This window comes from Bradyrhizobium sp. Arg816 (genome assembly GCF_029989365.1).
Lineage (GTDB): Bacteria > Pseudomonadota > Alphaproteobacteria > Rhizobiales > Xanthobacteraceae > Bradyrhizobium.
The window spans coordinates 57,463-84,015 of the sequence record NZ_JAPRAQ010000014.1; the positions used below are offsets into that span (position 1 = coordinate 57,463).

General features: G+C 63.3%; 20 protein-coding genes and 1 riboswitch. Of the genes, 6 read left to right on the forward strand and 14 right to left on the reverse strand.

Going from position 1 to position 26,553, the window contains the following annotated elements:
* Positions 1-659 precede the first annotated feature (659 nt).
* From OWC48_RS29135 to OWC48_RS29160, 5 genes are all read right to left on the reverse strand, one after another.
* Positions 660-1,676: a glycosyltransferase family 2 protein gene (locus OWC48_RS29135; protein ID WP_282523080.1), complete on the reverse strand. Its 1,017-nt coding sequence runs from the start codon at positions 1,674-1,676 to the stop codon at positions 660-662.
* A gap of 606 nt (positions 1,677-2,282) precedes the next feature.
* Positions 2,283-2,459 (reverse strand): hypothetical protein, encoded by a 177-nt coding sequence (locus tag OWC48_RS29140; protein WP_282523081.1) that lies wholly within the window; start codon positions 2,457-2,459, stop codon positions 2,283-2,285.
* A 1,348-nt stretch (positions 2,460-3,807) separates the two neighbouring features.
* The gene (locus OWC48_RS29150) at positions 3,808-3,942 is read right to left on the reverse strand and encodes a hypothetical protein (protein ID WP_282523083.1); all 135 of its coding nucleotides are present in this window, start codon (positions 3,940-3,942) and stop codon (positions 3,808-3,810) included.
* 157 nt (positions 3,943-4,099) lie between these two features.
* Entirely contained in the window at positions 4,100-4,300 is a 201-nt protein-coding gene (locus tag OWC48_RS29155; protein WP_282523084.1) for a hypothetical protein, read from the reverse strand.
* 944 nt (positions 4,301-5,244) lie between these two features.
* Complete coding sequence (locus OWC48_RS29160; protein ID WP_282523085.1) at positions 5,245-5,409, reverse strand: hypothetical protein; 165 nt, start codon at positions 5,407-5,409, stop codon at positions 5,245-5,247.
* Between the two features lie 929 nt (positions 5,410-6,338).
* On the opposite strand from OWC48_RS29160, the gene recA reads away from it, so the two are divergent.
* On the forward strand, positions 6,339-7,427 hold the full coding sequence (gene recA, locus OWC48_RS29165; protein WP_014494106.1) for a recombinase RecA: 1,089 nt from the start codon (positions 6,339-6,341) through the stop codon (positions 7,425-7,427).
* Positions 7,428-7,550: 123 nt separating this feature from the next.
* Positions 7,551-8,525, forward strand: coding sequence for a hypothetical protein (locus OWC48_RS29170; protein WP_282523086.1), 975 nt, complete (start codon positions 7,551-7,553; stop codon positions 8,523-8,525).
* Between the two features lie 125 nt (positions 8,526-8,650).
* Here the strand turns inward: OWC48_RS29170 and gcvP are convergent, their stop codons facing one another.
* From gcvP to gcvT, 3 genes are all read right to left on the reverse strand, one after another.
* Positions 8,651-11,515, reverse strand: coding sequence for an aminomethyl-transferring glycine dehydrogenase (gene gcvP, locus OWC48_RS29175; RefSeq protein WP_282523197.1), 2,865 nt, complete (start codon positions 11,513-11,515; stop codon positions 8,651-8,653).
* 174 nt (positions 11,516-11,689) lie between these two features.
* Positions 11,690-12,058 carry a glycine cleavage system protein GcvH gene (gcvH, locus tag OWC48_RS29180; protein ID WP_282523087.1) on the reverse strand — a complete coding sequence of 123 codons (369 nt, stop codon included), beginning with the start codon at positions 12,056-12,058 and terminating at the stop codon, positions 11,690-11,692.
* A 12-nt stretch (positions 12,059-12,070) separates the two neighbouring features.
* A complete protein-coding gene (gene gcvT, locus OWC48_RS29185; protein ID WP_282523088.1) occupies positions 12,071-13,219 on the reverse strand; it encodes a glycine cleavage system aminomethyltransferase GcvT in 1,149 nt (382 codons plus the stop codon).
* Between the two features lie 144 nt (positions 13,220-13,363).
* Positions 13,364-13,452: riboswitch (glycine riboswitch) on the reverse strand.
* 232 nt (positions 13,453-13,684) lie between these two features.
* Between gcvT and alaS the strand changes: the two genes are divergently transcribed.
* Entirely contained in the window at positions 13,685-16,366 is a 2,682-nt protein-coding gene (alaS, locus tag OWC48_RS29190; protein ID WP_282523089.1) for an alanine--tRNA ligase, read from the forward strand.
* 6 nt (positions 16,367-16,372) lie between these two features.
* Positions 16,373-17,599 carry a cyclic nucleotide-gated ion channel gene (locus tag OWC48_RS29195; RefSeq protein WP_282523090.1) on the forward strand — a complete coding sequence of 409 codons (1,227 nt, stop codon included), beginning with the start codon at positions 16,373-16,375 and terminating at the stop codon, positions 17,597-17,599.
* A 4-nt stretch (positions 17,600-17,603) separates the two neighbouring features.
* On the opposite strand, the gene OWC48_RS29200 is transcribed toward OWC48_RS29195, so the two are convergent.
* Both OWC48_RS29200 and OWC48_RS29205 read right to left on the reverse strand, forming a co-directional pair.
* Positions 17,604-18,107: a DUF3455 domain-containing protein gene (locus OWC48_RS29200; protein ID WP_282523091.1), complete on the reverse strand. Its 504-nt coding sequence runs from the start codon at positions 18,105-18,107 to the stop codon at positions 17,604-17,606.
* Positions 18,108-18,202: 95 nt separating this feature from the next.
* Complete coding sequence (locus tag OWC48_RS29205; protein ID WP_282523092.1) at positions 18,203-19,414, reverse strand: NADP-dependent isocitrate dehydrogenase; 1,212 nt, start codon at positions 19,412-19,414, stop codon at positions 18,203-18,205.
* Positions 19,415-19,794: 380 nt separating this feature from the next.
* Between OWC48_RS29205 and OWC48_RS29210 the strand changes: the two genes are divergently transcribed.
* A complete protein-coding gene (locus OWC48_RS29210) occupies positions 19,795-20,994 on the forward strand; it encodes a TrmJ/YjtD family RNA methyltransferase (protein ID WP_282523093.1) in 1,200 nt (399 codons plus the stop codon).
* A gap of 140 nt (positions 20,995-21,134) precedes the next feature.
* Complete coding sequence (locus OWC48_RS29215; RefSeq protein ID WP_282523094.1) at positions 21,135-22,343, forward strand: tetratricopeptide repeat protein; 1,209 nt, start codon at positions 21,135-21,137, stop codon at positions 22,341-22,343.
* A gap of 168 nt (positions 22,344-22,511) precedes the next feature.
* Here OWC48_RS29215 and OWC48_RS29220 read toward each other — a convergent pair whose 3' ends face one another.
* The 4 genes from OWC48_RS29220 to mddA form a co-directional block, all read right to left on the reverse strand.
* On the reverse strand, positions 22,512-23,720 hold the full coding sequence (locus OWC48_RS29220) for a GGDEF domain-containing protein (protein WP_282523095.1): 1,209 nt from the start codon (positions 23,718-23,720) through the stop codon (positions 22,512-22,514).
* Positions 23,721-24,032: 312 nt separating this feature from the next.
* On the reverse strand, positions 24,033-24,782 hold the full coding sequence (locus OWC48_RS29225; RefSeq protein ID WP_282523096.1) for a PaaI family thioesterase: 750 nt from the start codon (positions 24,780-24,782) through the stop codon (positions 24,033-24,035).
* A 33-nt stretch (positions 24,783-24,815) separates the two neighbouring features.
* Positions 24,816-25,793, reverse strand: a complete 978-nt coding sequence (locus tag OWC48_RS29230; protein WP_282523097.1) for an NADPH:quinone oxidoreductase family protein — start codon at positions 25,791-25,793, stop codon at positions 24,816-24,818.
* Entirely contained in the window at positions 25,790-26,539 is a 750-nt protein-coding gene (gene mddA, locus OWC48_RS29235) for a methanethiol S-methyltransferase (protein WP_282523098.1), read from the reverse strand. Before mddA ends, OWC48_RS29230 begins: the two co-directional genes overlap by 4 nt.
* Positions 26,540-26,553 lie beyond the last annotated feature (14 nt).

A 26,553-nucleotide genomic window follows, 5' to 3' on the forward strand; every position in this document is an offset into this window, starting at 1 on the left:
GTGGGGCTTGATAGGGGTGAGGGCCGGGGCCGCTTGGGGATGCTTGGCCCTTGGCAAAGACCAAGCGAATCCGAGTTTAGTCGACCCTCACCGCGCCTCTGTTCGTTTCAGCACATAATTGCCAAATTTTCCTGACCCGCATTCACATGCGCAAATGCATCTCGAGGGCGGCACGGTTTCCCTATCGTCTGCCAATTGGCAGGCGACGGGGACGTGCGCGTTTGCCTGACCGAGCACTCTCGCAGAGCAGATTTTTCATTGGGTGGCATCGGTTGGAGGATCTCCGACCGAGAGCGCAAGGGCCTGGCGATCATTGAAACAGAGTTTGCAGCCAATCTGACAGGGGGACAGGCCGAACGGCAGCTGCATCAGCTTCAGGGCTCAGCGGACGACTGACTGAGCCCGGGGCCCGAGCCGTCCCTTGGAGCCGCCGGCCTGGGCGTCGCACTTCCCATTGGCCAGCGGTCCATTTGGACTGCGCCCGATGTCTATGCGGGCGAGCGGCCGTCAAGTCCGCCGCATTGCCAAAAGTTCCCGCGACCGATTGGCCACGGCAAACCCTGCTGCGCCTTCGCATGCGCCGCCAACCGGGGCGGCGTGAAGGGCAAGCGATCCGATTGGCGCATGCCGGCGCGACGCTGCCGGGTCAGCGGTGGCGCTCAAAAGAATTCCGACGTGCAATGAGCTAGCCCCGGTAAGCTTACAATCACGCCCGGTGCACGCACCCAGGCTCGGATCGCCAAATTGGCCGCCTTCAAAACCGAGGGGCGCAAGATTTGAAGCGCATCGCGGATCGTTGCGCCCAGGGGCTGCTGAAGGATCCGTGTGCGCAGCCGGGCAACCCGCAATGCACGCACCATCGTTTCAGGATCGGGAAGTCCGCGCTTATCCTCCAGAAGGCTCCAGGCGAGGTGTTTGAGTTCGATGGTCTCCTGGTCAATCTGAGGGAACGATCCCAATGCCGTGATGCTCGCGTGGTTGGTCGTGTCGTAGAACACAAGACCGTCGTCGATCGCCACCATGTCGCCCTGGCAGGCGAGATCGAGAAAGAACAGTTGGTCCACGCCCCAACTGATCGACTTGTAGTTTCGCATCAGGCAACCGGTCTGGATGACCCTGCCGTTGATCAGCAGGGTCGACGGTACAATGCCAAGCCGTCGGGTCTTGCCCGCCAGATAGAGATCCGCCAGGCACTGCTGGCCCGAATACAGATAAATCTGGTGTCCTCGCCGGTACCTTATGCCGCTGTCCTGGACCAGATGGGACGTAGAGGTCATGAATGCAGCTGCAGGGTACGTCCTCGCCATTCTCGCGAAAGTCGCAAGCGATCCTGGCGCGAGCCAATCGTCGTCGTGCAACACTTTGATCCAGTGGCCGCGACATGCGAGCATCGCGTTGTTGGTATTCTCGACCTGGCCCCGGCCGCGGTGGTTCTCGATGACGCGAATGCGCCGATCGCTCCGCGCGTGCTCGGACAGGATGCTCCAAGTCGTGCCTTCTGGTCCTTCGTCGTCGCTGATCACCATTTCCCAGTCGGCGTGCTCCTGCTGCAGCACGCTTTCAATCGCACGGCGCACCATCTCCGGTCGGCGGAAGGTTGGGATTGCCACCGAAATGAATGGGCGGTCTTCTGAACTGTGGGAGCTATCGAACCGCTCGGCGTGCAGTTGATCCATTCCGTCGTACCTCACTCATCGAAGCGGTCGTGAACTGGAAGTGGCAGACCCGCCTCGGGCTTGAACCTGTTCGCAAACACATTGAGCATTCTCGAACCCAGCGAACGAGGCGCCGTGAATGCTAGAATGCTAAGGAGACGATCTCGACGTGGTCATCGTCCATTCGCATGAGATTTGTTCCCGCAGGCCGCGACGTTTCGAAGCGGCCGACGTGGAAAGTTTGCCGTCCGTGCAGTTTGTGCTGTGCAGTTTGTGTCTTGGCCTCACCGATCAATAGATGAGGTTGTAGTCCTACTGTTCCACCCCTCTCAGGTGCAGTCACTAGGTTGGATATGCTGCGCCTGAGGCGTAGGAGTTGTCTGGCAGCTTGCGAGCTTCGCTGTGTCGGACCCAACGTCGCAAGGTCCGCAATGCGCTCTTCCTGCTCGGCGATATGCCGCCGCTTGCCTTTGGCGACGCTGGGCTTGATCCAAATGACGGAGTTGCATGGCGCAGTCCATACGCCAAGACAAACCAAATCAGGCCACTTCGAAATTCAATTTGGGCCAGTGAGGCCGGAAACAGGCCGGGACCACATCAATGAAGGAGGCCGCCAACTGAGGCGCCTTACTTTGCTCCGCTGGACTTTATGGCTTGCTCAACCTCATCGGCCAGCCTGCTAAAATGTAGATTCAGTCTATCGTAGATTTCGCGCTTGACCTTGTCAGTCGCAAGGTCGCGGATCAGGGCGGCCTCTGCCGCGTCCTTCCGGAGCTTTTCGATTGAAGCCTGGAAGTCCTTCATTTCGGCGGCTGCAAGCCGGGAGATCGCGCCCAATCGTCCAGATGGTTCGCAACGTCGGCTTGCCGCGCCTTTCTAATCAGGGCCTCTCGCGCCGGACCCGGTGGAAGCTTGCCGGCCTGCTCTTGAACCTTCTTGGACCAAGCTGCTAGCCGATCTTGAAGAGTGATCTGCTGTTTGACACGCCGCCGGTTGAACATGGCGCGCTCCTTTCCATGAGAGGAAGGCGGGAGCGCTGTGACAGGCGATCTCATCACAGATAAAAGCCACGATCCGGTCTGTGATGCTCCATTAACGCACTTCGAGCCGGCGAGTTCTGTTCAAAATTGTACACAGCACCGGCCACTCACATCTCAAACCAGGCCACTGAGGTCGGAAACAGGACAGCGCCCGGATTTTGGTGCTGTCCGTATTTGACCCCGGTGTCCTAAGTTGAAATTGGCGATGTCCTAATTTCCATTGAGGCAGATCAACGCAATATGACACCGCAGCATAAGCATTGGCCCTCCAACAGGGAGGGATCGCATTGCGGTACGTAGTCGGACTGCTTCTCCTTGGGTTAGCTGTCGGTCCAGCATTGGCCCAGAAGGCCAAAGAGCCCGCCCTTATTGAGCGAACACGACCGGGGGTAACCTACGAAGATTGTGTGGCCCGGTGCCAACAATGCGGCTCGGGCAGAAACCCAGATTGCGTCAAAAATTTCTGCACTGGCTACCCCCATCGGAAATCAGGCGCGAAGCCGCTACCGATAGAGTGTCCACAAACGGATTAGGGCCTGCTCATAGTAACATGAGAGGCCGTCTCAGTTGGCGGCCTCTCACGGCTGTCCTAATTAGGACAGCACCAATCCGGGGGCTGTCCCAATAGGACACCCGGCAAATCGAATTAGGACACTGAGAAATTCATGGGTGGCAGAAGCAAAAACGCCGCCCGCTTAAAATGAGCGCGGGCGGCGGCTTTCCAGCCCCGGTGGGTTTAGAGCAAAACTCCGGTGAGGATGAGGTTGCACAAGTTGTGCCAAGGTTTTGTGTCGCGTATTAGGACAGGTGGCCTGACTGAAACCAGTGGCGGCATGACCCGTATCTAAGCCGATGGTCGCCACCGACTTCAGCCTCCTTGCGGCCATCCGGCCCCGTTGTGCTGCTCGCGCGCCGGGGCCGTTCTTTTGACACCCGCGAAGGCGGATTAGCGGTGCGACAAGCATTCCAATCTCGCGCTTGACGATCGGCAGTTTCCATATGGTTGAAGGGAGGCGGCTCCAAGTGAATTCATCCGCCGAACGATATCAGCGCGAACCGGCCTACCGGCTCAGTGACCTTTGAAATGAAAGAGGCCGCCAACTGAGGCGGCCTTAATTCATCTTCTGGCGGAGCTTCCGGATAATCTCGCGCAGGCTGGCTGTGTATTCCTCGATGATCTGGCGTGCCTCTTCCAAGCGGGGGGGATTGGGCTCTTTCGCGTCGATCTGTTCCTCGGGCTTGGTCATATTCGATGGTTCCAGCGGAACGAGAGCGGCACCTGGCCTTACCGCATACCCATGAAGAGCGCTGCAACAAACAGCGCGGCGCCGAAGGCTGCAATGCCAAGGCAGATGCGCGCGTGAACTGAATACGGATTGACGTGGGGCTGCTCGATCATGGGCCTCACCTCGGCGGCTGCAAGCCGGGAGACTTCGCCCAATCGTCCAGATGGTTTGCCACGTCGGCTTGGCGGGCCTTCCTAACGAGGGCTTCACGCTCTGCACCCGGCGGAAGTTTCGCGGCCTGCTCTTCGAGGTGCTTCGCCCATGCGGACAGGCGGTCTTGAAGCGTAAGCTGTTGCTTGAAACGACGCCGTTTGAACATGGCGCGCTCCTGTCCATGGGAGGAAGGCGGGAGCGCTAATGGCGTTCTCATCACAGATAAAAGCCACGGTCCTTTCTGTGATGAATGAAAATAGCACGGCGAGGATTTGGGTTCCTTGCCGATTGTTAACTTCTCGAACTGGAACACTCCCAAGATCAAACCAGGCCACCGCGTTCAGAAACGGGCCAACGCCAAAATCCGGATGCTTGGCCTAAGTAGGACACGAGCGCTGTCAGATCAGGACACCAATAAAAACGCCGCCCGCTTAAATGTTGCGCGGGCGGCGGCTTTCCAGCCCCGGAGAGGTCGATGCAAAACCCCGGTGACGATTAGTCTGCACAACCTGTGCCAAGGTTTTATGTCACGTTGCGGGACACTGCCGAATTCAACTTGGGACACTGGGGCGACGCCGCAACGCGGCGCTTTGCCAAGCCCCGCATCTTCAAGCTGATCCATCGGGATCAACCAGTCGGTACCAAGGGGCTTCCCTGGCAGAAGGAAGACTTCACGAAACGAAAGAGGCCGCCAACCGGGGCGGCCTCACGAGATCCGGCCCATCGCCAACGCGCGCATTGTACGATGGACCGTTCCGGGTGGATGGCGCGAGAGTGTCGCGCCACAGACCGGAATCTCAATCGCTTTATTGGAAAGTCGTTCCCGTCAGGCCGCCTACTGAGGCGGTCTTGCGTCATCCGCCCACAAGGCGGGTTGTCGTGACCAGAAATACGAAGCCGATCCCGGTCGCGGCGAGGAAGGCGACAAAATACCAGACGCGATACATGCCGAGCTAACCCGGGCGTGCCGCGATGGTTCAGGAGGTCGGCGAGCTCTCCGCCCATCTGGTGGTCTAGGCCGAGGTTGGACGGAGAGCCGCGCGCCGGACCCCCGTCGCATGACAATGCTAGGAACGTGCCATGACAGTTGTGTGAAATTGTCGGCGCCGCTCAGTGGAGATTGAACTTATCCAGAGGCAGACGAAGCTCCGCCGCGCGCTCCTCGCGATCTCGCCTGCGGAACTCATTTTCCTTCTGTTCGAATTTGATCATTTCCTGCGCGGCGGCTTCCAAGAGCCGATTGCGCCTGTCCGCCTGCTGCGTGTTTTCCGTCATCACCCAGGCTCCCTCAACGACTAGCGGCACCATCCTCAGACAGGCCGGACACCGCAAAAGATTCGCTGGGGATTGCGGATTTATGACGGCGACGTTCCGCTCCCGGATACACCAATCGTAGTGCCGAGAACAAAAACGGGCCGCTGTCGTTTTCAAATCAGGCCATCGAGGTCGGAAACAGGTCTGTGCCAAAATCTGGGTACTGGCCGGCGACGCAAGAGGCTGCACCAATTCCTTTCCGATATCGGCGTGAAGGCGCTACGCCAGCATCTGGGTCAGCTTCCAGGTATTGCTCAGGTATCGCGAGATCAGGGCGAGTACGAGGGGCACGTCAGAAGGATTTTCGGTCAACAGTATGAAATGGACTTGTGAACGAGGCCGCCAACTGAGGCGGCCTTACGGGGCGGCGAAATGAAGTACGACGGCCGCCATGATGCAAACGCCCAAGGCAATTGCCGCCCCGTAGCGCGGGTTGGGCCACGCCCCGGTCGTGATCAGTACCAGGGCGGCCACTCCGGCAAGTTTGAGAGCATTTATGACCATGCCTTTAATATGAGCCGTCCAACGAACTAGGTCACTCACAAATTCGAAAGACACTCAGGGTCAATACGGAAAGCACCTGTCTAAAGTGTTGGCCCTACGATAATACCTATGCTCAACAATTGAGCTTATAAGTTATCCCTGACATCTGCTGCCAAAGTTACCTTCGGGTGTTTCGCCTGCAGATGCACGCAAAAATAGTGCAAGAACAAAACAGGCCACTCCCAAATTCAAACTAGGCCGCCGCGCTCGGAAACAGGCCAGTACCAAAATCCGCGAAAGAACATATTGCGAACCAGGAACAAATGGGGTACATTGCTTTTATCGACGACCCGCCGCGCCAATCGTTTGTCCCGCACCCGAATCCTCGCCATAAGGAGCACGACCCAATGTCCAACACTGCCCTGCGTATCGTCGAAGGATCTTCCATGGACAAGAGTAAAGCTCTGGCCGCCGCGCTCTCCCAGATCGAGCGCCAGTTCGGCAAGGGCTCGGTGATGAAGCTCGGCAAGAACGACCGGTCGATGGATGTCGAGGCGGTGTCCTCGGGGTCCCTCGGGCTCGACATTGCGCTCGGGATCGGCGGTCTGCCGAAGGGGCGCGTCGTGGAAATCTACGGGCCGGAATCGTCGGGCAAGACCACGCTGGCGCTGCACACGGTGGCGGAAGCGCAGAAGAAGGGCGGCATCTGTGCCTTCATCGACGCCGAGCACGCGCTCGACCCGGTCTATGCGCGCAAGCTGGGCGTCAACATCGACGAGCTCCTGATTTCGCAGCCGGACACGGGCGAGCAGGCGCTGGAAATCTGCGACACGCTGGTGCGCTCGGGTGCGGTGGACGTGCTGGTGGTCGATTCGGTCGCGGCTCTGGTGCCGAAGGCCGAGCTTGAGGGCGAGATGGGCGATGCGCTGCCGGGTCTCCAGGCTCGTCTGATGAGCCAGGCGCTGCGCAAGCTGACGGCCTCGATCAACAAATCCAACACCATGGTGATCTTCATCAACCAGATCCGCATGAAGATCGGTGTGATGTACGGCTCGCCGGAAACCACGACCGGCGGCAACGCGCTGAAATTCTATGCCTCCGTCCGCCTCGACATCCGCCGCATCGGCGCGATCAAGGAGCGCGACGAAGTGGTCGGCAACACCACGCGCGTCAAGGTGGTGAAGAACAAGCTGGCGCCGCCCTTCAAGCAGGTCGAGTTCGACATCATGTACGGCGAGGGCGTTTCCAAGATGGGCGAGATCCTCGATCTCGGCGTCAAGGCCGGCATCGTCGAAAAGTCCGGCGCCTGGTTCTCCTATGACAGCCAGCGCCTCGGTCAGGGCCGCGAGAACTCGAAGGCGTTTTTGAAGGCCAACCCCGACATCACCGCCAAGATCGAGACCTCGATCCGCCAGAACTCCGGCCTGATCGCCGAGCAGATTCTCGCCGGCACGCCCGAGCGCGACGCCGATGGCGAGGAGCCGGCGGACGAGTAAACCTAACGCGAAGAACTTTCGCGAGGAGCGGGCGCTGAGGACGTTGAGTTGCCGACGTCGTCAGCGCCCGTTTCGTTTTGGGCCTGATAATAATGATCTGGTGGAGCGATGAGACGTCTGATCTTGACCAGTTCGTCCGGCGCTGATCTTGCCAAGTCGGAGCTGGCTGAGATCGTCGTTTTTTTCTTTTTTCGTTTCGCGTGGGATCCGCTGCCTTCACCTGAATATCTCGCAGCTTATTTCGGGGCGCGCTCAGGCCCGCTCAGGACGGGCGATCACTGGTCGGATTGGGGCGTCGTCTGGCCTCGCGCCTTCAAGGATCGCAGGAACCTGCCTTTTGCCGAGTTTTGCGAGCGCTATGACGAAATTGAACTTTGGTTTGACTCGAACCCTGAAGATCAATTGCAGTTGATTTGGCTGCTCGACTATTTCGATTCATGCCCCCAGCTGCTCGAAAAGCTTCGATTACGTTTGCTAGCGTCCGATTTTTTCGACGTGAGAATCGAAAGGCTCGGAAATTCCGCATCCCATATTCCCGTCGTGAGCGTCACGGCCAATGAGCTTATGACCGCCAAGATGGCCTGGCAGGCCTATAGCGCGCCGACACCCGAGGCCTGCGCTGATCTGATCCACAAGGACCTTAGCGCATTGCCGATGTTGAGGCTGGCTCTGCTCGATCTGTTGGAAGAGCTTCCGTCGCCTTTGACAGGACTTGGTGCAACTGAGTTTCGGTTTCTGGAGCTCATTGCGCGAGGGTTCACGCTCACAAATGCGCTGTTTCACCTGCGCACACTCCGAGGCACGCGGATATTCCGTGAATTTGAGTCAGGATGGTTGCTTCAAGGGCTGGCGCATGGTCCGAGGCCCGCGGTGGCAGGGTTGGACGATGAACTGCGCACAATCGACCGGGAAAACCTGAGGGATCGGCACGCCGCGTATCTGCGCAGCTGCCTGTCATTGACCGAATTCGGCAAGGCTGTCCTGGCCCATCAGGAGGATTTCAGCCGCCACAATCCAATCGATCGCTGGTGGGGCGGTACGCACCTGATCAACGATCGGCTATGGCGCTACGGCCCTGTTTTGACGAAGGGACCGTAGGGTGGGCCAAGGCGCGCAAGCGCCGTGCCCACCATATTTCAACGCGCACTAAGGTGGTGGGCACGCTTCCGCCTTCGCTCTTCGAGCTACGGCGGACAAGTCGCTTTGCCCACCCTGCGAATCCCTTACTCCGCAGCCTCCGCGTAGTCGCTCACCGGCGGGCAAGAGCACACCAGGTTGCGGTCGCCATAGACGTTGTCGACGCGCCCGACCGGGCACCAATATTTGTCGGTGCGCGAGGTGCCCGCGGGGAAGCAGCCCTCGGCACGGGTGTAGGCGCGATTCCACGCATCGTCTGCGATGTCGTGCACGGTGTGCGGAGCGTTTCGCAGCGGCGAGGCCTCGATCTTGAAGCGGCCGGCCTCGACCTCGGCGATCTCCTTCCGGATTGCGATCATGGCGTCGCAAAAACGATCCAGCTCCGCCTTGGATTCCGATTCGGTCGGCTCGATCATCAGCGTGCCCGGGACCGGGAAGCTCATGGTCGGGGCATGGAAGCCGTAATCGATCAGGCGCTTGGCGATGTCGTCGACGGTGACGCCTGAGGTCGTCTTCAGCGCGCGCGGGTCGACGATGCACTCATGTGCGACGCGGCCCTTCGCGTTCTTGTAGAGCACCGGGAAGTGCGCATCGAGGCGCGCGGCAATGTAGTTGGCGTTGAGGATCGCGATTTCGGTGGCGCGCTTCAATCCGTCGCCGCCCATCATCAGAATGTAGATGTAGGAGATGGTGAGGATCGACGCCGAGCCGAACGGCGCGGCCGACACCGGGCCGACCGGTGCGTCCCCATTCGTCGCGGGATGACCGGGGAGGAACGGCGCGAGATGCGCCTTGACGCCGATCGGGCCCATGCCCGGGCCGCCGCCGCCATGCGGGATGCAGAACGTCTTGTGCAGGTTGAGATGGCTGACGTCGGCGCCGTAATCGCCGGGCCGCGACAAACCCACCTGCGCATTGAGGTTGGCGCCGTCCAGATAGACCTGGCCGCCATGGCCGTGGACGATGTCGCAGATCTCGCGGATATGCTCCTCGAACACGCCGTGCGTCGACGGATAGGTGATCATGACAGCGGCGAGGTCGTTCGAGTGCTTCTCGGCCTTGGCGCGGAGATCATTGACGTCGACGTCGCCGTTCTTCTCGCAAGCGACCACCACCACGTCCATGCCAACCATCGCGGCCGAGGCCGGATTGGTGCCGTGGGCGGAGGAAGGGATCAGGCAGATTTTTCGGTGCGTCTCGCCGCGCGCGGCATGATAGCCGCGGATCGCGAGCAAGCCGGCGTATTCGCCTTGCGCGCCGGAATTCGGCTGCAGCGAGATCGCGTCATAGCCGGTGATGTCGCACAGCCATTTTTCCAGCCGCGCGAACAGCGCGTGATAGCCCTTGGCCTGCTCGCGCGGCGCGAAGGGATGCAAGGAGGCGAACTCCGGCCAGGTCAGCGGCATCATCTCGGTGGTCGCGTTCAGCTTCATGGTGCAGGAGCCGAGCGGGATCATCGCGCGGTCGAGCGCGAGGTCGCGGTCCGAGAGCTTGCGCATGTAGCGCAGCATCTCGGTCTCGGAGCGATGCGCGTGGAACACGGGATGGGTGAGGAAGGCGGTGGTGCGCTTGAGCGACTCCGGCAGCGCTTCGCGCGTGGTGGCGTCGATCTCGGCATAGGCGAGCGTGCCGCCGAATGCGCGCCAGACGGCTTCGACCGTCGCCGGCGTCGTGGTCTCGTCGAGCGCGATGCGCAACGCTGTCTCGCCGATACCGAGATTGATCTTTTCGGCAGCCGCGCGCGCGACGATCTCGGCGCGCTTGGCGCCGGCATCCACGCTGAGCGTGTCGAAGAAGGCTTCCGACTGCGGCGCAAAACCGAGCTTGCGCAGGCCGCTAGCGAGCACGGCCGCGCGGCGATGCACGTTGCGGGCGATCTGCGAAAGCCCCTCGGGGCCGTGATAGACCGCGTACATCGAGGCGATCACGGCGAGCAGCACCTGGGCGGTGCAGATGTTGGAGGTCGCCTTCTCGCGGCGGATGTGCTGCTCGCGGGTCTGCAGCGCGAGGCGATAGGCAGGCATCCCGCGCGAGTCCACGGAGAGGCCGACGATGCGGCCGGGCAGCGAGCGCTTCAGCGCATCGCGCACCGCCATATAGGCCGCGTGCGGCCCGCCATACCCCATCGGCACGCCAAAGCGCTGCGCCGAGCCGATCGCGATGTCGGCGCCCAACTCGCCGGGCGAGGCGAGCAGCGTCAGGGCCAAGAGATCGGCGGCAACGATCGCGAGCGCGCCCTTGGCCTTCAAGGCCGCGATCGCGGGCCTGAGGTCGCGCAATGCGCCCGAAGAGCCTGGATATTGCAGCAGCGCGCCGAGCACGTCGGTCTTATCGAGATCGGCAAGGGGGTCGCCGACGATCAGGGTCCAGCCCAGCGGTTCGGCGCGGGTGCGCATCACCGCCAGCGTCTGCGGATGGACGTCCTTGTCGACGAAGAAGGCCTTGGCTTCGACCCGTGAGTGCCGCTCCGCGAGCGCCATGGCCTCAGCCGCGGCTGTCGCCTCGTCGAGCAGCGAGGCGTTGGCGACGTCGAGCCCGGTGAGGTCGCAGATCATGGTCTGGAAGTTGAGCAGCGCCTCCAGCCGGCCCTGGCTGATCTCGGGCTGATAGGGCGTATAGGCGGTGTACCAGGCCGGGCTCTCCAGAATGTTGCGCTGGATCACCGCGGGCAAGATCGTGCCGGAATAGCCCTGGCCGATCAGCGAGGTGAAGACTTGGTTCTCTCGCGCGAGCTCGGCCATGTGCGCGATCGCCTCGGTCTCGCTCAAAGGCTTGCCGAGATCAAGCGGGGCGGACTGCCGGATCGAGGCCGGCAGCGTCTCCGCCATCAGCGCGTCGACGCTCTTGGCGCCGACGGCCTCCAGCATTGCCGTGACATCGCGCGCCGACGGGCCGATGTGGCGGCGAACGAAACTGGCGGTGTCGCCGTTGGATTTGCGGTGCGCGGTCATCATGGGTCCTCGCTTTAGATTTCTTTGTCATGCCCCGCGAAGGCGGGGCATCCAGTAAACGCAGGCGACACGGCTGGAACCGAGAAGCCGCGGCGTACTGGATCACCCGCCCCAGTGCGCAGTGCGCACAAGGCGGGTGATGACACCGAGTATGGGGCGGCTGTTCTCGTCATCTCACGCCGTGTGGGCCTTGTAGGCGGCTTCATCCATGAGGCCGCCGAGCTCGCTCTTGTCGGCCATCTTGATCTTGAAGAACCACGCTTTGCCTTGCGCATCCGAGTTCACCAGCGCCGGCTCGGCGGCGAGCGCGTCGTTGGTCTCGAGCACTTCGCCGGTGACAGGCGCGTAGACGTCGGAGGCGGCCTTCACCGATTCCACGACGGCGGCGGCTTCCGCCTTCTTCAGGCTGCGGCCGACCTTCGGCAGCTCGACGAATACGACGTCGCCGAGCTGCGACTGCGCGTAATCGGTGATCCCGACGGTGGCGACATCGCCGTCGATGGCCAGCCATTCATGGTCGGAGGTGTACAGCGTCGTGGTCATTTTCTTAAGTCCTCAGCGTTTGTAGGTGTTTTTCACGAAAGGCATGGCGGCGACCGTGAGCGGCAGCCGCTGGCCGCGCACCTCGGCGAAGAGTTTTGTATCGAGCACGCTCGATGCGGTGGGCACATAGCCCATCGCGACCGGCGCGCTCAGGCTCGGGCCGAAACCGCCCGAGGTGACCTTTCCGATCGGCTCGCCGCCCGCAACATCGGCAAACAGCAGCGCGCCTTCACGCACCGGCGCGCGGCCTTCCGCGCGCAGGCCGACGCGGCGGCGGCTCGCGCCGTTATCGAAATGAGCCAGGATCTTTTCGGCGCCGGGGAAGCCACCGGCGCGGGCGCCGCCGCTGCGGCGGCTCTTCTGCACCGACCATTCCAGCGCGGCCTCGACCGGCGTGGTCGCGGTGTCGATGTCGTGGCCGTAGAGGCAGAGCCCGGCTTCCAGCCGCAGGCTGTCGCGGGCCCCTAAGCCGATCGGCATCACATCGGGATTGTCCAGCAGCGTTTTTGCGAGGCGCTCGGCATCGGCCGCGGGGACCGAAATCTCGAACCCGTCCTCGCCGGTGTAGCCGGAGCGCGAGACGAAGCAGTCGAGGCCGGCGACCTTGTGTGGACCGGCATCCATGAACTTCATGGCGGGGGCCTCTGCACACAATTTCGCCAGCACCCCTTCCGCCTTCGGGCCCTGCAGCGCGATCAGGGCGCGGTCTTGAAGGTGCTCGATGATGCAGTCGCCCGAGAGATGCGCGCGCAGATGCGCCTCGTCCTCGGCCTTGCAGGCGGCGTTGACGACCAGGAACAGGTGATCGCCGAAATTGGCGACCACCAGATCGTCGAGAATCCCGCCATCCGGATTGGTGAACTGGGCATAGCGCTGCCGTCCCGGGGCGATCGCCACGATATCCTGTGGCACCAGCCGTTCCAGCGCGCGGGCGGCGTCCTCGACGTTGCCGGATTTCGGCCGAAGCGCGAGCTGGCCCATGTGGGAGACGTCGAACAGGCCGGCGGAGGAACGGGTATGGAGGTGCTCTTTCAGGACGCCCGCGGGATACTGCACGGGCATGTCATAGCCCGCGAACGGCACCATCTTGCCGCCGAGGGAGACATGAAGCCCGTGGAGGGGCGTATTTTTCAGGGAATCTTGGTCGTCGCGCGCAAGCATCACGGGGCCCTCGGTGGTTCCCCGGGGACGATTCCCCGAGCTAACCAGTCGAAGCCCCATCTGTCGCTGTGCCTGAGAGTATTATCCCGTCGGCGGACGCAGTCCGGGCCTTAAGCCCGTCGGCGCCTCTTTCCAGATGTCGTCAAAGCCACGCGGTCCTTTTGCCTGAGAGTTTCCGGGGCGGTTGCTCCTTCGGCGCCGGCACCAAAGCCGGTCTCTCCCGACGTGGCCGTACGATACAGATGGGTAGAGACCACAGGCCGGCCAAGCCTGTCAACGCGCACTTGGCGGCTTTCAACGGGATTGCAACGGAATTGCGCGCCTGCGGCAACTCACTGATCTCCTTGCACAGTTTCTGGACAGCGCAGCTGGCCTTGTCTAAAAGCGCTTTGACCCGCAGATATCAGCCCAAATGCCAGGTTTGGATGGCGTATCGCGGGTCCAAGCACACCCGATTGGATGAACATGAGCGGCGTCAACGAGATCAGGTCGACCTTTCTGAACTTCTTTGCCGAGAACGGCCACGAGATCGTGTCGTCCTCGCCATTGGTGCCGCGCAACGATCCCACGTTGATGTTCACCAATGCCGGCATGGTGCAGTTCAAGAACGTCTTCACCGGCGTCGAGAAGCGGCCCTATCAGCGCGCCACCACGTCGCAGAAATGCGTGCGCGCCGGCGGCAAGCACAACGACCTCGACAATGTCGGCTACACCGCGCGCCATCTCACCTTCTTCGAGATGCTCGGCAATTTCTCGTTCGGCGACTATTTCAAGGAGCGCGCGATCGAGCTGGCCTGGACCCTGATCACGCGGGAGTTCGGGCTCAAGAAGGACAAGCTGCTCGTCACCGTCTACCACACTGACGACGAGGCGGCCGGCCTGTGGAAGAAGATCGCCGGCTTCTCCGACGACCGCATCATCCGTATCCCGACCTCGGACAATTTCTGGGCGATGGGCGACACCGGGCCGTGCGGCCCGTGCTCCGAGATCTTCATTGACCGCGGCGACCATATCTGGGGCGGACCTCCGGGCTCGCCGGAAGAGGACGGCGACCGCTTTCTCGAATTCTGGAACCTGGTGTTCATGCAGTACGAGCAGGTGACGAAGGAGGAGCGCGTGGACCTGCCGCGTCCCTCGATCGACACCGGCATGGGCCTCGAGCGCATGGCCTGCATCATGCAGGGCGTCGACAGCGTGTTCGAGACCGACCTGTTCCGCCATCTGATCGACGCGACCGCGTCCGCGCTCGGCAGCGGGCCGAACGAGCAGACCGTCGCCTCGTTCCGTGTCATCGCCGACCATCTGCGTTCCTCGGCCTTCCTGGTCGCGGATGGCGTGCTGCCGTCGAACGAGGGCCGTGGCTACGTGCTGCGCCGGATCATGCGCCGCGCGATGCGCCATGCGCAGCTGCTGGGTGCGAAAGAGCCGCTGATGCATCGCCTGGTCTGGGCGCTGGTCCGCGAGATGGGCCAGGCTTATCCCGACCTGATGCGCGCGGAGAACCTGATCGAGGAAACGCTGCGGCTGGAAGAGACCCGCTTCCGCAAGACGCTGGTGCGCGGCCTTGCCATCCTCGACGAGAAGAGCGCGTCCCTGAAAAAGGGCGACATGTTCGACGGCGACGTCGCCTTCACGCTGTATGACACCTACGGCTTCCCGCTCGACCTGACCCAGGACGCGCTGAAGTCGCGCGGCATCGGCGTGGATCAGGCCTCGTTCACCGACGCGATGGAGCGCCAGAAGGCCAAGGCGCGCGAGTCCTGGAAGGGTTCTGGCGAGGCGGCCTCCGAGGCGATCTGGTTCCCACTGCGCGAGAAGCTCGGGGCCACGGAATTTTTGGGTTACGAGACCGAGAGCGCTGAAGGCGTCGTGACCGCGCTGGTCAAGGACGGCAAGGAAACCGCCAGCCTCAAGGCCGGCGATACCGGTGCGATCGTGCTCAACCAGACGCCGTTCTACGCGGAGTCAGGCGGCCAGGTCGGCGACACCGGCGTGCTTAGCGGCGAAGGCGGCATCAAGTTCCGCGTCACCGACACGCAGAAGAAGCTCGGCGATCTCTTTGTTCACGTCGGCACCGTCGAGAGCGGCGAGCTGAAGCTCGGCACTGCGCTGCAGCTCGAGGTCGATCACGGCAGGCGCTCCTCGATCCGCGCGCATCACTCGGCGACGCATCTCATCCACGAGGCGCTGCGCCAGGTGCTCGGCGATCACATCGCCCAGCGCGGCTCGATGGTCGCGCCCGACCGCCTGCGCTTCGACTTCGTGCATCCGAAGCCGATCACGGCGGAAGAGCTCGCCCGCGTCGAGGACATCGCCAACGACGTGGTGCTGGAGAACGACGAGGTCACCACGCGCGTCATGGGCGTCGACGAGGCCCGCGAGGCCGGGGCGCGCGCCCTGTTCGGCGAGAAATATGGCGACGAGGTCCGCGTCGTCTCGATGGGTAGGACCGCACGTGAGCGCGGCGCCAATGTGCTCGGCTGGTCGGTCGAGCTCTGCGGCGGCACCCATGTGAAGCGCACCGGCGACATCGGCCTGATCACGCTGACCGGCGAGAGCGCGGTTGCCTCCGGCGTGCGCCGCATCGAGGCGCTGACCGGCAATTACGCACGCCGGCACGCCAACGAGACCATGGCGCTGGCGAAGACCGCGGCCAACGAGCTGCGCACCTCGATCGACGACGTACCCGCGCGCATCACAGCGCTGATGGAGGAGCGCAAGAAGCTCGAGCGCGAGCTCTCCGACGCCCGCAAGAAGCTCGCGATGGGCGGCGGCGCGTCCGCCGGCAGCAATGGCGCAGCCGCAGGCGTGCGCGAGGTCGGCGACGTCAAGCTGATGGCGCGCGCGGTCGAGGGCATCGAGATGAAGGATCTCAAGAGCCTTGCGGATGACGGCAAGAAGCAGATCGGCTCCGGCGTGGTCGCCATCGTCGGCGTCACCGAGGACGGCAAGGCCGGAATCGTGGTCGGCGTCACCGCGGATCTCACCGCGCGCTTCAATGCCGTGAACCTGGTGCGCGTCGCTTCCGAGGCGCTCGGCGGCAAGGGCGGCGGCGGCCGTCCCGACATGGCACAGGCCGGCGGCCCCGACGGCGCCAAGGCGCCCGAGGCGCTCGCGGCGATCGAAAAAGCGATGGCAGGCGCTTAAAATCCCATGCGCCTCGTTCCGCGAGGACGTGGCTCGGCCGATCCCAACCTAAGGGATCGCCTGTACGAATTGCTGGAGCACGATCCGCTCGCCTACTCGATCGGGTCGCGCTTCATCCAGGTGATCATCAGCGTCATCGTGCTCGACGTGGTCGCGATGATCCTCGCCTCGGTGCCGGAGCTCGACGCGCGGTTCGACACGCTGTTCAGCGCGGTCGCCGTCCTCGCTGTCATCGTGTTCGCGCTCGAATATCTGGCGCGGCTGTGGACCGTGGCGGGGCACACCCAGCGCAACGGCTCCGCGCTGTCCGACCGGCTCTCTTATGCCTTCTCCGCGCTCGGCATCATCGATCTCATGGCGTTCCTGCCGGCGGGAATCGTGCTCGCCACAGGCCGGCACGCGACGCTGGCCGGGCTCGGCGTGCTGCCGTTCTTCAAGCTGATCCGTTATTCGCCGGCGATGCGCTCGCTGCTCGCGGCCATCCATGCCGAGCGGCGTGCGCTGATCGGCTGCATCGTCATCCTGATCGGTGTGGTACTGACCTTCGCCTCGCTGCTCTACGCCATCGAGCGTGATGTGCAGCCTAACAAGCTCGGCACGATTCCGGATGCGATGTGGTGGGCGATCGTGACGCTCGGCACCGTCGGTTATGGTGACGTCGTGCCGGTGACGCCGCTCGGCAAGTTCATCTCGGTGTTCGCCATCATCAGCGGCTTTGCCATGATCGCGCTGCCGGTCGCGATCATCTCGACCGCCTTTGCCGAGGAGGTGAGGCGGCGCGATTTCGTCGTCACCTGGGGCATGCTGGCGCGGGTGCCGCTGTTCTCGCATCTCAGCGCAGCGGAGATTGCCGACATCATGCGGTTGCTCCGCGCCCGCACCATCGAGCAGGGCGAGATATTGGTCCGCCGCGGCGACGCCGCCTCGTCGATGTATTTCATCACTGCCGGCGAGGTCGAGATCGCGCTGCCGAGCCAGCAGGTGCGGCTTGGCGACGGCACCTTCTTCGGCGAGATCGCGCTGCTGCATAAGACAAAACGCAGCGGCACGGTGACGGCGACGCGCAAGACCCGACTGTTGCTGCTCGACGCCCAGGATTTTCACGCTTTGATCGAGCGCATGCCGACGCTCGCCGCCCACGTCCAGATGACCGCGAAGGCGCGGCTGGAGGAGACCGGCGACCTCGCGGCGGCAGAACTGGCGCAGGCCGAGCGCGAGGCCACCGACCGCTGAGCGGTCAGCCCTTCTTCAGGAAAACATACTCGGCCGAGTAGGGCGCGCTTTTGAATTCGCCGGCCTTGTCGCAGGCACCATCGAGCTTGCCGCCATGGGTGTTGATGCGCTGGACCGTAGTGACAGGCGTCAGCACGCCACTGCCGCGGCGCGAGGCGACCTCCAGCTTCAGCCAGGCGATATCGGCGGCCGTCGCACCCGGCGCGTTGCCGATGGCCTTGCCGGCCACGGCGCTGCCGTCGGCAAGCTCCCAGTTCGGGCCGGCATAGTGCCGGCCGACGGTCTTGCCCTCGGCGAGGAGCGTCGCGACCGGCTCGCGGAAAGCCCAGGCGAGCTTGCCGTCGGTGCCTCCCTTGCACTCATAGACTTGCGCGCCCTCGGCGTGGACGCTGAGCACGACGCTCTCGCCGGGCGCGGCGATGGCCTCGGGGAGCGGCTCCGCGGCTGCGGTGGGTCCGGCCACGGCCGCGAGCAGCAGGCAGGGGACGGCGAACTTGACGATGGACATGGGTGGCCTCCGCGCAACGGTGTCAAAATGAATGGGCCGCGCCCAGGCGCGGCCCATAATGTCTAACCCCGATCAGACGAAAATAATGCGCGGGCTTACGCCAACGCTTTCGTGAGGTTTTCCGCGACCTTGTCGAGGAAGCCGGTGGTCGAGAGCCAGCGCTGGTCGGCGCCGACCAGGAGCGCGAGGTCCTTGGTCATGTAGCCTTCCTCGACGGTGTCGACGCAGACCTTCTCCAGGGTGCTCGCGAACTTGGCGAGCTCGGCATTGTTGTCGAGCTTGGCGCGATGCGACAGGCCGCGGGTCCAGGCGAAGATCGACGCGATCGAGTTGGTCGAGGTCTCCTTGCCCTTCTGGTGCTCGCGGTAATGGCGGGTCACCGTGCCGTGGGCGGCCTCGGCTTCCACCGTCTTGCCGTCGGGGGTGAGGAGGACCGAGGTCATCAGGCCGAGCGAGCCGTAGCCCTGAGCGACCGTGTCGGACTGCACGTCGCCGTCGTAGTTCTTGCACGCCCAGACATACCCGCCGGACCATTTCAGCGCCGACGCCACCATGTCGTCGATCAGGCGGTGCTCGTAGGTCAGGCCCTTGGCGTCGAATTCCTTCTTGAACTCGCGGTCGAAGACGTCCTGGAAGATGTCCTTGAAGCGACCGTCATAGATCTTCATGATCGTGTTCTTGGTCGAGAGATAGACCGGGTAGTTGCGCAGCAGGCCGTAGTTCAACGAAGCGCGGGCGAAGTCGATGATGGAGTCGTCGAGATTGTACATCTGCATCGCGACGCCGGAGCCCGGGGTCTTGAACACTTCCTTCTCGATGACGGTGCCGTCCTCGCCGACGAACTTCATCGTCAGCGTGCCCTTGCCGGGGAACTTGATGTCGGTGGCGCGGTACTGGTCGCCATAGGCGTGGCGGCCGATGATGATCGGCTTGGTCCAGCCGGGAACCAGGCGCGGCACGTTCTTGCAGATGATCGGCTCGCGGAAGATCACGCCGCCGAGGATGTTGCGGATGGTGCCGTTCGGCGACTTCCACATCTGCTTGAGATTGAACTCCTTCACCCGGGCCTCGTCCGGGGTGATGGTGGCGCACTTGACGCCGACGCCGACCTTCTTGATGGCTTCGGCGGCGTCGATGGTGACCTGATCGTTGGTCTCGTCGCGGTACTCCATGCCCAGGTCGAAATACAGCAGCTCGACATCAAGGTACGGATTGATCAGCTTGTCCTTGATGTACTGCCAGATGATCCGGGTCATCTCGTCGCCATCGAGTTCGACGACGGGGTTGGACACCTTGATTTTTGCCATGATCGGGGAAGCCTCTTGGGAACGGCGCTTTGGCGCGCCACGGGAATATCCGCCGCCTCTTAGCACCGGACTGCAGCGGGCGAAAGCCAAGGGATTATGCACTTTTAGCTCATCCAGCTTGCCCAGATGGGGGGCGGGACGGGCCCTGCCGCGGGGGCGGGCCTCAGGCTTCAGAAGAGATTCAAAAGTCGAATCCAACCCGTTATTTCCCTTGAGAATTTCGTCAGGACAGGCAAACGACAGGCGAACGGGCGGCCGGCCCCAAGGATCGGGGCAAGGCCGGCTTTGAATCAATTCCTGAAGAACGCCTTGCCAAGGCCTTGAGAACCCAAGGTCTTGAGAACCCGAGGCCTTGCGAACCAGTGTGAAAGCGAAACGAGATGTCGGGGACTGACAAGAGCAAGGTGGGCCTCGCCCTCGATGGTCCCATCGTGATCCTGGTCGAGCCGCAGCTCGGCGAAAACATCGGCATGTGTGCGCGCGCCATGGGCAACTTTGCGCTTGGCGCCTTGCGCATCGTCAACCCCCGCGACGGCTGGCCTAACATTGCGGCCCAGCGGGCCGCCGCCGGTGCCGACTACATTCTGGAAAAAGTCGAATTGTTCGACACGGTCGGCGAGGCGGTCGCCGATCTCGACCTGCTGTTCGCCACCACCGCGCGTCCCCATGACCAGGCCAAGCCGGTGGTGGGGCCCGAGGCGGCTGCGACCGAGATCTCGGGGCACATCGCCACAGGCGGCAAGGCCGGCATCCTGTTCGGCCGCGAGCGCTGGGGGCTGACCAACGAGGAGGTCGGCCTCTCCAACCGCATCATCACCTTCCCGGTCAATCCGGGCTTTGCCTCGCTCAACCTCGCCCAGGCCGTGCTGCTGGTCGGCTATGAATGGTTCAAGCGGGCAACGTCAGGCGAGCTGCCGCACAGCATGCCCGAGCGTTCCGAACGCGCCTCGCAGCACCAGATGCAGGCCTTCTTCGACAATCTCATCCGCGAGCTCGACCGGGTCGAATTCCTGCGCCCGGCCGAGAAACGCGACACCATGCTGGTCAATCTGCGCAACATTTTTAGCCGCATGGAGCCGACCAAGCAGGACATGCACACCCTGCACGGGGTCGTGATGGCGATCGCGGAAGGGCGCAAGGGCCCGGCCAAGGGCGGCGTGCTCGACGGCGAGCAGGCCACGCGCCTGCGCGCGCTTCTCGCCGAGCACGGCCAGGGCGGCGGCGTGCCCGACAGCGGCTCGACCGTGCGCGGCCTTGCTCGCCTGCTCCGCCGCAACCCGACCGATGCCGAGCGCCTGCTCTGGCAGGCCCTGACCCGCGACCGCCGCTTCGCAGGAGCGTTCAAGCGCCAGACCCCGGTCGGCCGCCACATTCCCGATTTCGTCTCGTTCCCGCACCGGATCGCGATCGAGCTGGTCAATCCGGGCGAGGGCGAGACCATCGCGGCCGATCGCGCGGGCCGGCGGACGTGGCTGGAGGCGCGCGACTATCGCGTGCTGGAGATCCGGGCAGCGGACGTGGAGCGCGATCTCGAGGCGGAGTTGGTGCGGTTGCAGGGGATGATCCAGGGAATGACCTGACCTCGATCTGGCTGGGTTTTTGCAACCAAGAGCTGTGCAAGAGCCCTTCCGATTGCTATGACGAGCTGCTTGATATCATCGGGGGCTCCATGATCGGAAGGGTAGGCCGCGTGCTCTCGAGTACGGTAGCGACATTGGCAATGATCGCGCTTGTTTCGCCTGCGGCCGCAAACTCTGCTGACGAACAGAAGTGCAGCGCCCAGACCAAAGTCTCGCCCGACGAACGAATTGCGGCCTGTACTTCGCTACTGCGGCTGGACGAGTACGATCGGCAGAACATTGCTCGGATTTATTTCAATCGAGGCAGTGCTAACAACATCAAGGGTGAGTACGAGCTCGCCATTGCAGACTACAGCGCTGCAATCGAAGCCGATCCGACGGCCGAACGCGCTTACTACTGCCGAGCCGTCGCGCATTATAATCTCGGAGATTTTGACCGCGCTCTCGCCGATCTCGACCGCACGATTCAACTGAACTCAAGGAATCGCATTGCCCACTACGCCCGAGGTCTCATCTATTCAAGGAAGGGAGACTATGACAGGGCGATTGGCGACTACACCCGGTCGGTGCAACTCACATCTCAGGATCAGGCGCTTCGAAAGAATCAAAATGAGCCAAATCGCAAGGGCGACGATCTTGCCGCTCCCGTCGGCGGAGACGCCGCCGCGAGCGAGCCGGAAGGAATTGATGGCCGTATATTTCTGGCGCGCGGCGCCACGTATTATGAAAAGGGGGACATCGATCACGCTATTGATGACTACGATCAAGCGCTTCGGATCAACGCGAGAGATAAGGACGCGTTTGATTACCGAGCCAGAGCTTACAACGCAAAGGGCGACTTCGCCCGCGCAATCGTCGACGCCGACCGGGCAATCCAATTGGACCCAGAAGATGCGTTGGCCCATCGGTCACGGGCGCTCGCTTACTTCCAGAGCGGCTCACTGACCAAAGCTCTCGCGGATTTCGATCGAGCAACGTCGCTCGATCCCAGGGATGTCTACGCAGCGTTGTGGCGAGAGATCGTAAGCATGCGCAGCGGAGCGCCGAGCCGGCTTGCGGCCGCGACGATGAAGCTCGATATGACTGCTTGGCCTGCTCCCATTGTCCGACTATTTCTTGGAGAAGTGACGGCAGAGGAGGTGTTGCGAGCAGCCAACGATCCGCTTCCTGCTAAGCGGTCTGGCCAAATATGTGAGGCGAACTTCTACTCCGCCGAGTTCGCCCTGCAACGCGGTGCGAAAGAGCAGGCGCGGCGGCTTTTCGGACTGGCGCTTGCCGATTGCCCGCCGACCTTCGTGGAGGCACAGGCGGCCGCGGCCGAGCTCAAGGCGCTCGCTGCGAGCCCCTAGCGACGTTTGGGCACTGTCCAGTCTAGTTTAGACGACAGCGTAGGGTGGGCAAAACGGAAGCGTGCCCACCATCAATCGACGTGCCGGGACAGCAGTGGTGGGCACGGCGCTACGCGCCTTTGTCCACCCTACGAGATCGCGCTTGTGGGGTGCGTTAGTCGTACTGCGTCAGGCGGCGCTTGCGACCGGGGCTTTCGGGCCGCTCTGCTGGAGGCGACGTAACGCGGCGAGGTTGGTCTCGACCGAGGCCAGGCAGCAACGCGATTTGCCGCCTGACTTCGCCTCGTAAAGTGCTGCATCGGCGACCGCGAGCAATTCCTCGACTTCGGCGCCATGATCCGGCGACATCGCAATGCCGACGCTGGCGCCGACACCGGCGCGCACCTCGCCGCCGAGCTCATAGGAGACGGCGACCTCGCTGATGAGGCGGTGTCCCGCCTCCTGGGCCATTTCGGCCGTGACGCCGTCGACGAGCACGACGAACTCGTCCCCGCCCATCCGGGCGACCACCGCGCCGTCCGGCAGCGCCCGGCGCACGCGCCCGGCCACCGCTTTCAGGACCTCGTCGCCCGCCGCATGTCCGAACGTGTCGTTGACCGGTTTGAAGTCGTCGAGATCGAAGAACATCACAGCGAACCGTCGTTCGGCGTGGGCTCCAAGTCTGGCGCTGAGCGCCTCGACGAAGCCCGCGCGATTGAGCAGCCCCGTGAGTGCATCATGATGCGCGCGATGGCTGTTCTCGCGTTCGGCGCGCATGGTGGTGATCAGCATCCGGTTGAGGCGGAAGGCGGCGGCCGTCATCGCGGCCAGATACATCGGCACCTGGAGGTAGACGATGTAGAACAGCGGCTCGCCGGCGAACGCAGCGCCGGGGATGATGGGACCGAGGCTCAGCAGGATCATGGTCCCGGCCAGCCGCGGCGCGCCGAAATTGCGGAAGCAGATGCCGCCGACCATCGCCGCCGCCGAGAGCGAGGCCAGCATGGCGACGACCCAGTCCGCGCTGGCCAGGCTGGCAACGACGCCAAATCCAACGCTGGCGCTCCAGGCGACCGCGAGCAGGAGATGAAGGTCGGTCGGCGTCGGGCGGTGGGCACGCGCCCTGCGATGCGCGCTGACGAGCACGGCGAGGCGGGCCAGGCTGATCGCGATCTCCATGACCAGCCAGACAATGAATGGTGCGGTCTGCTTGCGGCCAGCGATCACGGCGGCGACGGCAACGGTGTTGACGGCGCCGGCAGCAAAAACCGGCAACGATCCATAGAGCTGGACAATGAGCGCGGCGCGGATGTCGTCGGGAACACCTAGCCCCGGCTCGGCGAGCCAGCGTGTCAGGCGCCAGCGTGGCGCACTGTAGAGTCCCTCGTCCGATTGCATTGCAGAGCGTCCCCGTATTCCGGGCGCCAACAACGATGACCGCTCCTAACAAGCCTTTTAAGACAGCCATCGATTGCCGGGCGTGCTTGACGCAAGGTAAACCGTCGCAAGCGCGGCCGCTGGCGTGCAGGAGAATGCGGATTGGTGCAGGCCGAAGGTGCGGCGACGGATGTGTTGCGTGATTAGAGGTAGGGAGGGCAAAGCGACTTGTCCGCCGTAGCTCGAAGAGAGCAGGCGGAAGCGTGCCCACCATGTCGCTCAACGGAGCTGAGATAGGAGTGATGGGCACGGCGCTTCGCGCCTTTGCCCACCCTACGAGGTACGCCCGAGCTGCACCTCGCGTTCCACCGCAATCCATGTCGTACGGGCCACGGCCAGCAACTTCCCGGCTTCATCGTGGAGCGCGGCCTCGGCCGTACGCTTGCGGCCGTCGCGGCCGGTTGGCCAAGCCGTGATGACGCAGCGGTCTCCGGGGCGCGGCCGGGCTTCGATCCGTGCCGACATCCGGCCCAGCAGCAGTGGCGTCTTGTCGAAGGTCGCGCTCTGCTGATCGCAATTGCAGGCAAAGCCGGTAGGACAATCGAGCGCCGACCAGAGAAATTCTGGCGCGACCAAACCATCTTCGGCTGTCAGATTAGCAGCCGGCGTCCAACTCGCCGCGAGAACGGCGTTGTGACGTCCGAGCGGACCGGCGAAGATGCGCAGGCCGTCGCCTTTCGCTCTTGCGGGACCGCAGACGAAACAGTTCGGCAGCGGATGCTCGTGCGGTTTCACAGGCGTCAGCAATTCGGCTGCGCGTGCTTCCTGCAAGGTGGCTGTCTCTACGCGCGTGAGTTCAACGCTCGTCGCTCGCCCGGTCGCGACGACTTTGGCGCCGTCGCGAAGCTCCCATGTGCCGTCGTCGGTCGCGACCGCAGCGAGCGGTTTGTCCAGGGGAGGCGGCGCGCGTAGCGTCACCTCTCCGTCGCCGGGAATGTGGCGGGCCAGCCGCCCGCAGACATAGCCGCCGTTCCCGGAGTTCGGAGGACCGCAAAAGCGCTTGTCGATGATGATCCCGGTCATCGGTTCTGTCCTCTCTTCGTCGTCGGGCCCAGTCTACCTGATCTTGAGGACAATTCGTCCCTGAACCGTGCGATTGGCGACGGCGCGCATGGCGTCGCCGGCCTCCTCCAAAGGGAGGACGCGATCGATGTGCGGGCGGATGTTTCCGTCGGTCAGCAATTGCATCAGCGTATCATTCATGCGTGCGGCTTCCGCGGAGAATTTCTCCGCCCAGGCGCCGACAAAGACGCCGATGATGGCATAGTTTTTCAGGAGAGGCAGGTTCATCGGGATCTGTGGAATTTCGCCGCTGGTGAAGCCGATCGGCATTAGCCGTCCGCCCCACTTCATCGATCGGGCCATCTGCTCGAAGATCGCGCCGCCGACATTGTCGAAGCCGATATCGATGCCGTCTCCCGATGTGATCGACTTGATCCGGTCGCGCAGGTCCTCGCTGCGATAGTTGATGACCTCGCTGGCGCCGTAACCGCGCACCAGGGCGGCCTTGTCGTCGGAGCCGACGCCGGCGACGACGCGCAGGCCGAGATGATGGCCGAGGTCGACGGCGGCAAGGCCAACCCCGCCGGCTGCGCCGGTGACGAACAGGGTTTCGCCGCGCTGCGCCCGAGCCCGCTCGACCAGCGCATAATAGGCCGTGCCGTAATTGTGCAGCACCGTCGCCGCGGCTTCGAACGCGACGCCATCCGGTAGCCGCACGCTCTTCGATTCCTTCGCAATCATCCGTTCGGCGTAGCCGCCGGTCCAGGCACTGCACGCCACGCGATCGCCGGGTGCGAACATCGTGACCTTGTCGCCGACCGCGACGACGACGCCGGAAGCTTCGGTGCCGGGCACGAAGGGCGTCGGCGGCCGCATCTGGTAGAGGCCCGAGACCAGCAGCTGGTCCATGAAGCTCACGGACGCCGCGTGGACATCGATGAGAATCTCGTCGTCGGCAGGTCGCGGCGCAGCGATCTCACCGAGGCGCAGATCCGCAGGGCCAGTGAACGAATTGCACAGAACCGCTTTCATCGGGGCGCTCCGAAAATGCGCGGCAACAGCATGGGAACGCGCCGGCGATAGTCCTGATAGGTCGCGCCGAACTCGGCGATCAGGTCCCGCTCCTCGAACTGCAGGGCGACCAGGATGTAGGCCGTGTTCGCGATCGCGAACAGCAGATGGCCGGCGGTCATCTCGGGCGTCGCCCAGAACGCGAGCAGAAAGCCCAGCATGAGCGGATGCCGCACGATCTTGTAGAGCAGCGGCGTCCGGAAGGATTGACCAGGCATGTCGGCTCCGCGCAACGCGAAGAGAGCCTGGCGCAGGCCGAACAGATCGAAATGATCGATCATGCAGGTCGAGGCGAACACGATCAGCCAGCCGAGCCAATGCACGCCGGTCAGGAGCCACGCTGTAATTCCGCTGGCCTGCCAGATCGGCGCCGGGATCGGACGCCACTGCCAGAACAGCAGCAGGAGGATCAGGCTCGAGAGCAGCACATAGGTGCTGCGCTGGCAGGCGATGGGAAGGCTTCCCGCCCACCAGCGCTTGAAGGCCGGGCGCGCCATGACGCTGTGCTGGATGGCAAACAGGCTCATCAGCAGCAGGTTGACGACGATGGCCTCACCCAAATTCGCAGGCGCGCCGACGTCGATCGACGTGTCGATTGACTTGGGCACGACATAATTGCCGACGAAGCCGAGCGCGTAGAGGAATGAAGCCGTGAAGACGGCGTAGCTCACGATGGCGTAGAGCAGGATTGCGAGGCGCGCGAACATGGTTTTTCCTATTG

Bases quoted from the DNA above. Each gene is read 5' to 3' on its own strand.
- OWC48_RS29135 (WP_282523080.1), bottom strand. From the start codon at position 1,676: ATGGATCAACTGCACGCCGAGCGGTTCGATAGCTCCCACAGTTCAGAA.
- OWC48_RS29140 (WP_282523081.1), bottom strand. From the start codon at position 2,459: ATGAAGGACTTCCAGGCTTCAATCGAAAAGCTCCGGAAGGACGCGGCA.
- OWC48_RS29150 (WP_282523083.1), bottom strand. From the start codon at position 3,942: ATGACCAAGCCCGAGGAACAGATCGACGCGAAAGAGCCCAATCCCCCC.
- OWC48_RS29155 (WP_282523084.1), bottom strand. From the start codon at position 4,300: ATGTTCAAACGGCGTCGTTTCAAGCAACAGCTTACGCTTCAAGACCGC.
- OWC48_RS29160 (WP_282523085.1), bottom strand. From the start codon at position 5,409: ATGACGGAAAACACGCAGCAGGCGGACAGGCGCAATCGGCTCTTGGAA.
- recA (WP_014494106.1), top strand. From the start codon at position 6,339: ATGTCCAACACTGCCCTGCGTATCGTCGAAGGATCTTCCATGGACAAG.
- gcvP (WP_282523197.1), bottom strand. From the start codon at position 11,515: ATGACCGCGCACCGCAAATCCAACGGCGACACCGCCAGTTTCGTTCGC.
- gcvH (WP_282523087.1), bottom strand. From the start codon at position 12,058: ATGACCACGACGCTGTACACCTCCGACCATGAATGGCTGGCCATCGAC.
- gcvT (WP_282523088.1), bottom strand. From the start codon at position 13,219: ATGCTTGCGCGCGACGACCAAGATTCCCTGAAAAATACGCCCCTCCAC.
- alaS (WP_282523089.1), top strand. From the start codon at position 13,685: ATGAGCGGCGTCAACGAGATCAGGTCGACCTTTCTGAACTTCTTTGCC.
- OWC48_RS29195 (WP_282523090.1), top strand. From the start codon at position 16,373: ATGCGCCTCGTTCCGCGAGGACGTGGCTCGGCCGATCCCAACCTAAGG.
- OWC48_RS29200 (WP_282523091.1), bottom strand. From the start codon at position 18,107: ATGTCCATCGTCAAGTTCGCCGTCCCCTGCCTGCTGCTCGCGGCCGTG.
- OWC48_RS29205 (WP_282523092.1), bottom strand. From the start codon at position 19,414: ATGGCAAAAATCAAGGTGTCCAACCCCGTCGTCGAACTCGATGGCGAC.
- OWC48_RS29210 (WP_282523093.1), top strand. From the start codon at position 19,795: ATGTCGGGGACTGACAAGAGCAAGGTGGGCCTCGCCCTCGATGGTCCC.
- OWC48_RS29215 (WP_282523094.1), top strand. From the start codon at position 21,135: ATGATCGCGCTTGTTTCGCCTGCGGCCGCAAACTCTGCTGACGAACAG.
- OWC48_RS29220 (WP_282523095.1), bottom strand. From the start codon at position 23,720: ATGCAATCGGACGAGGGACTCTACAGTGCGCCACGCTGGCGCCTGACA.
- OWC48_RS29225 (WP_282523096.1), bottom strand. From the start codon at position 24,782: ATGACCGGGATCATCATCGACAAGCGCTTTTGCGGTCCTCCGAACTCC.
- OWC48_RS29230 (WP_282523097.1), bottom strand. From the start codon at position 25,793: ATGAAAGCGGTTCTGTGCAATTCGTTCACTGGCCCTGCGGATCTGCGC.
- mddA (WP_282523098.1), bottom strand. From the start codon at position 26,539: ATGTTCGCGCGCCTCGCAATCCTGCTCTACGCCATCGTGAGCTACGCC.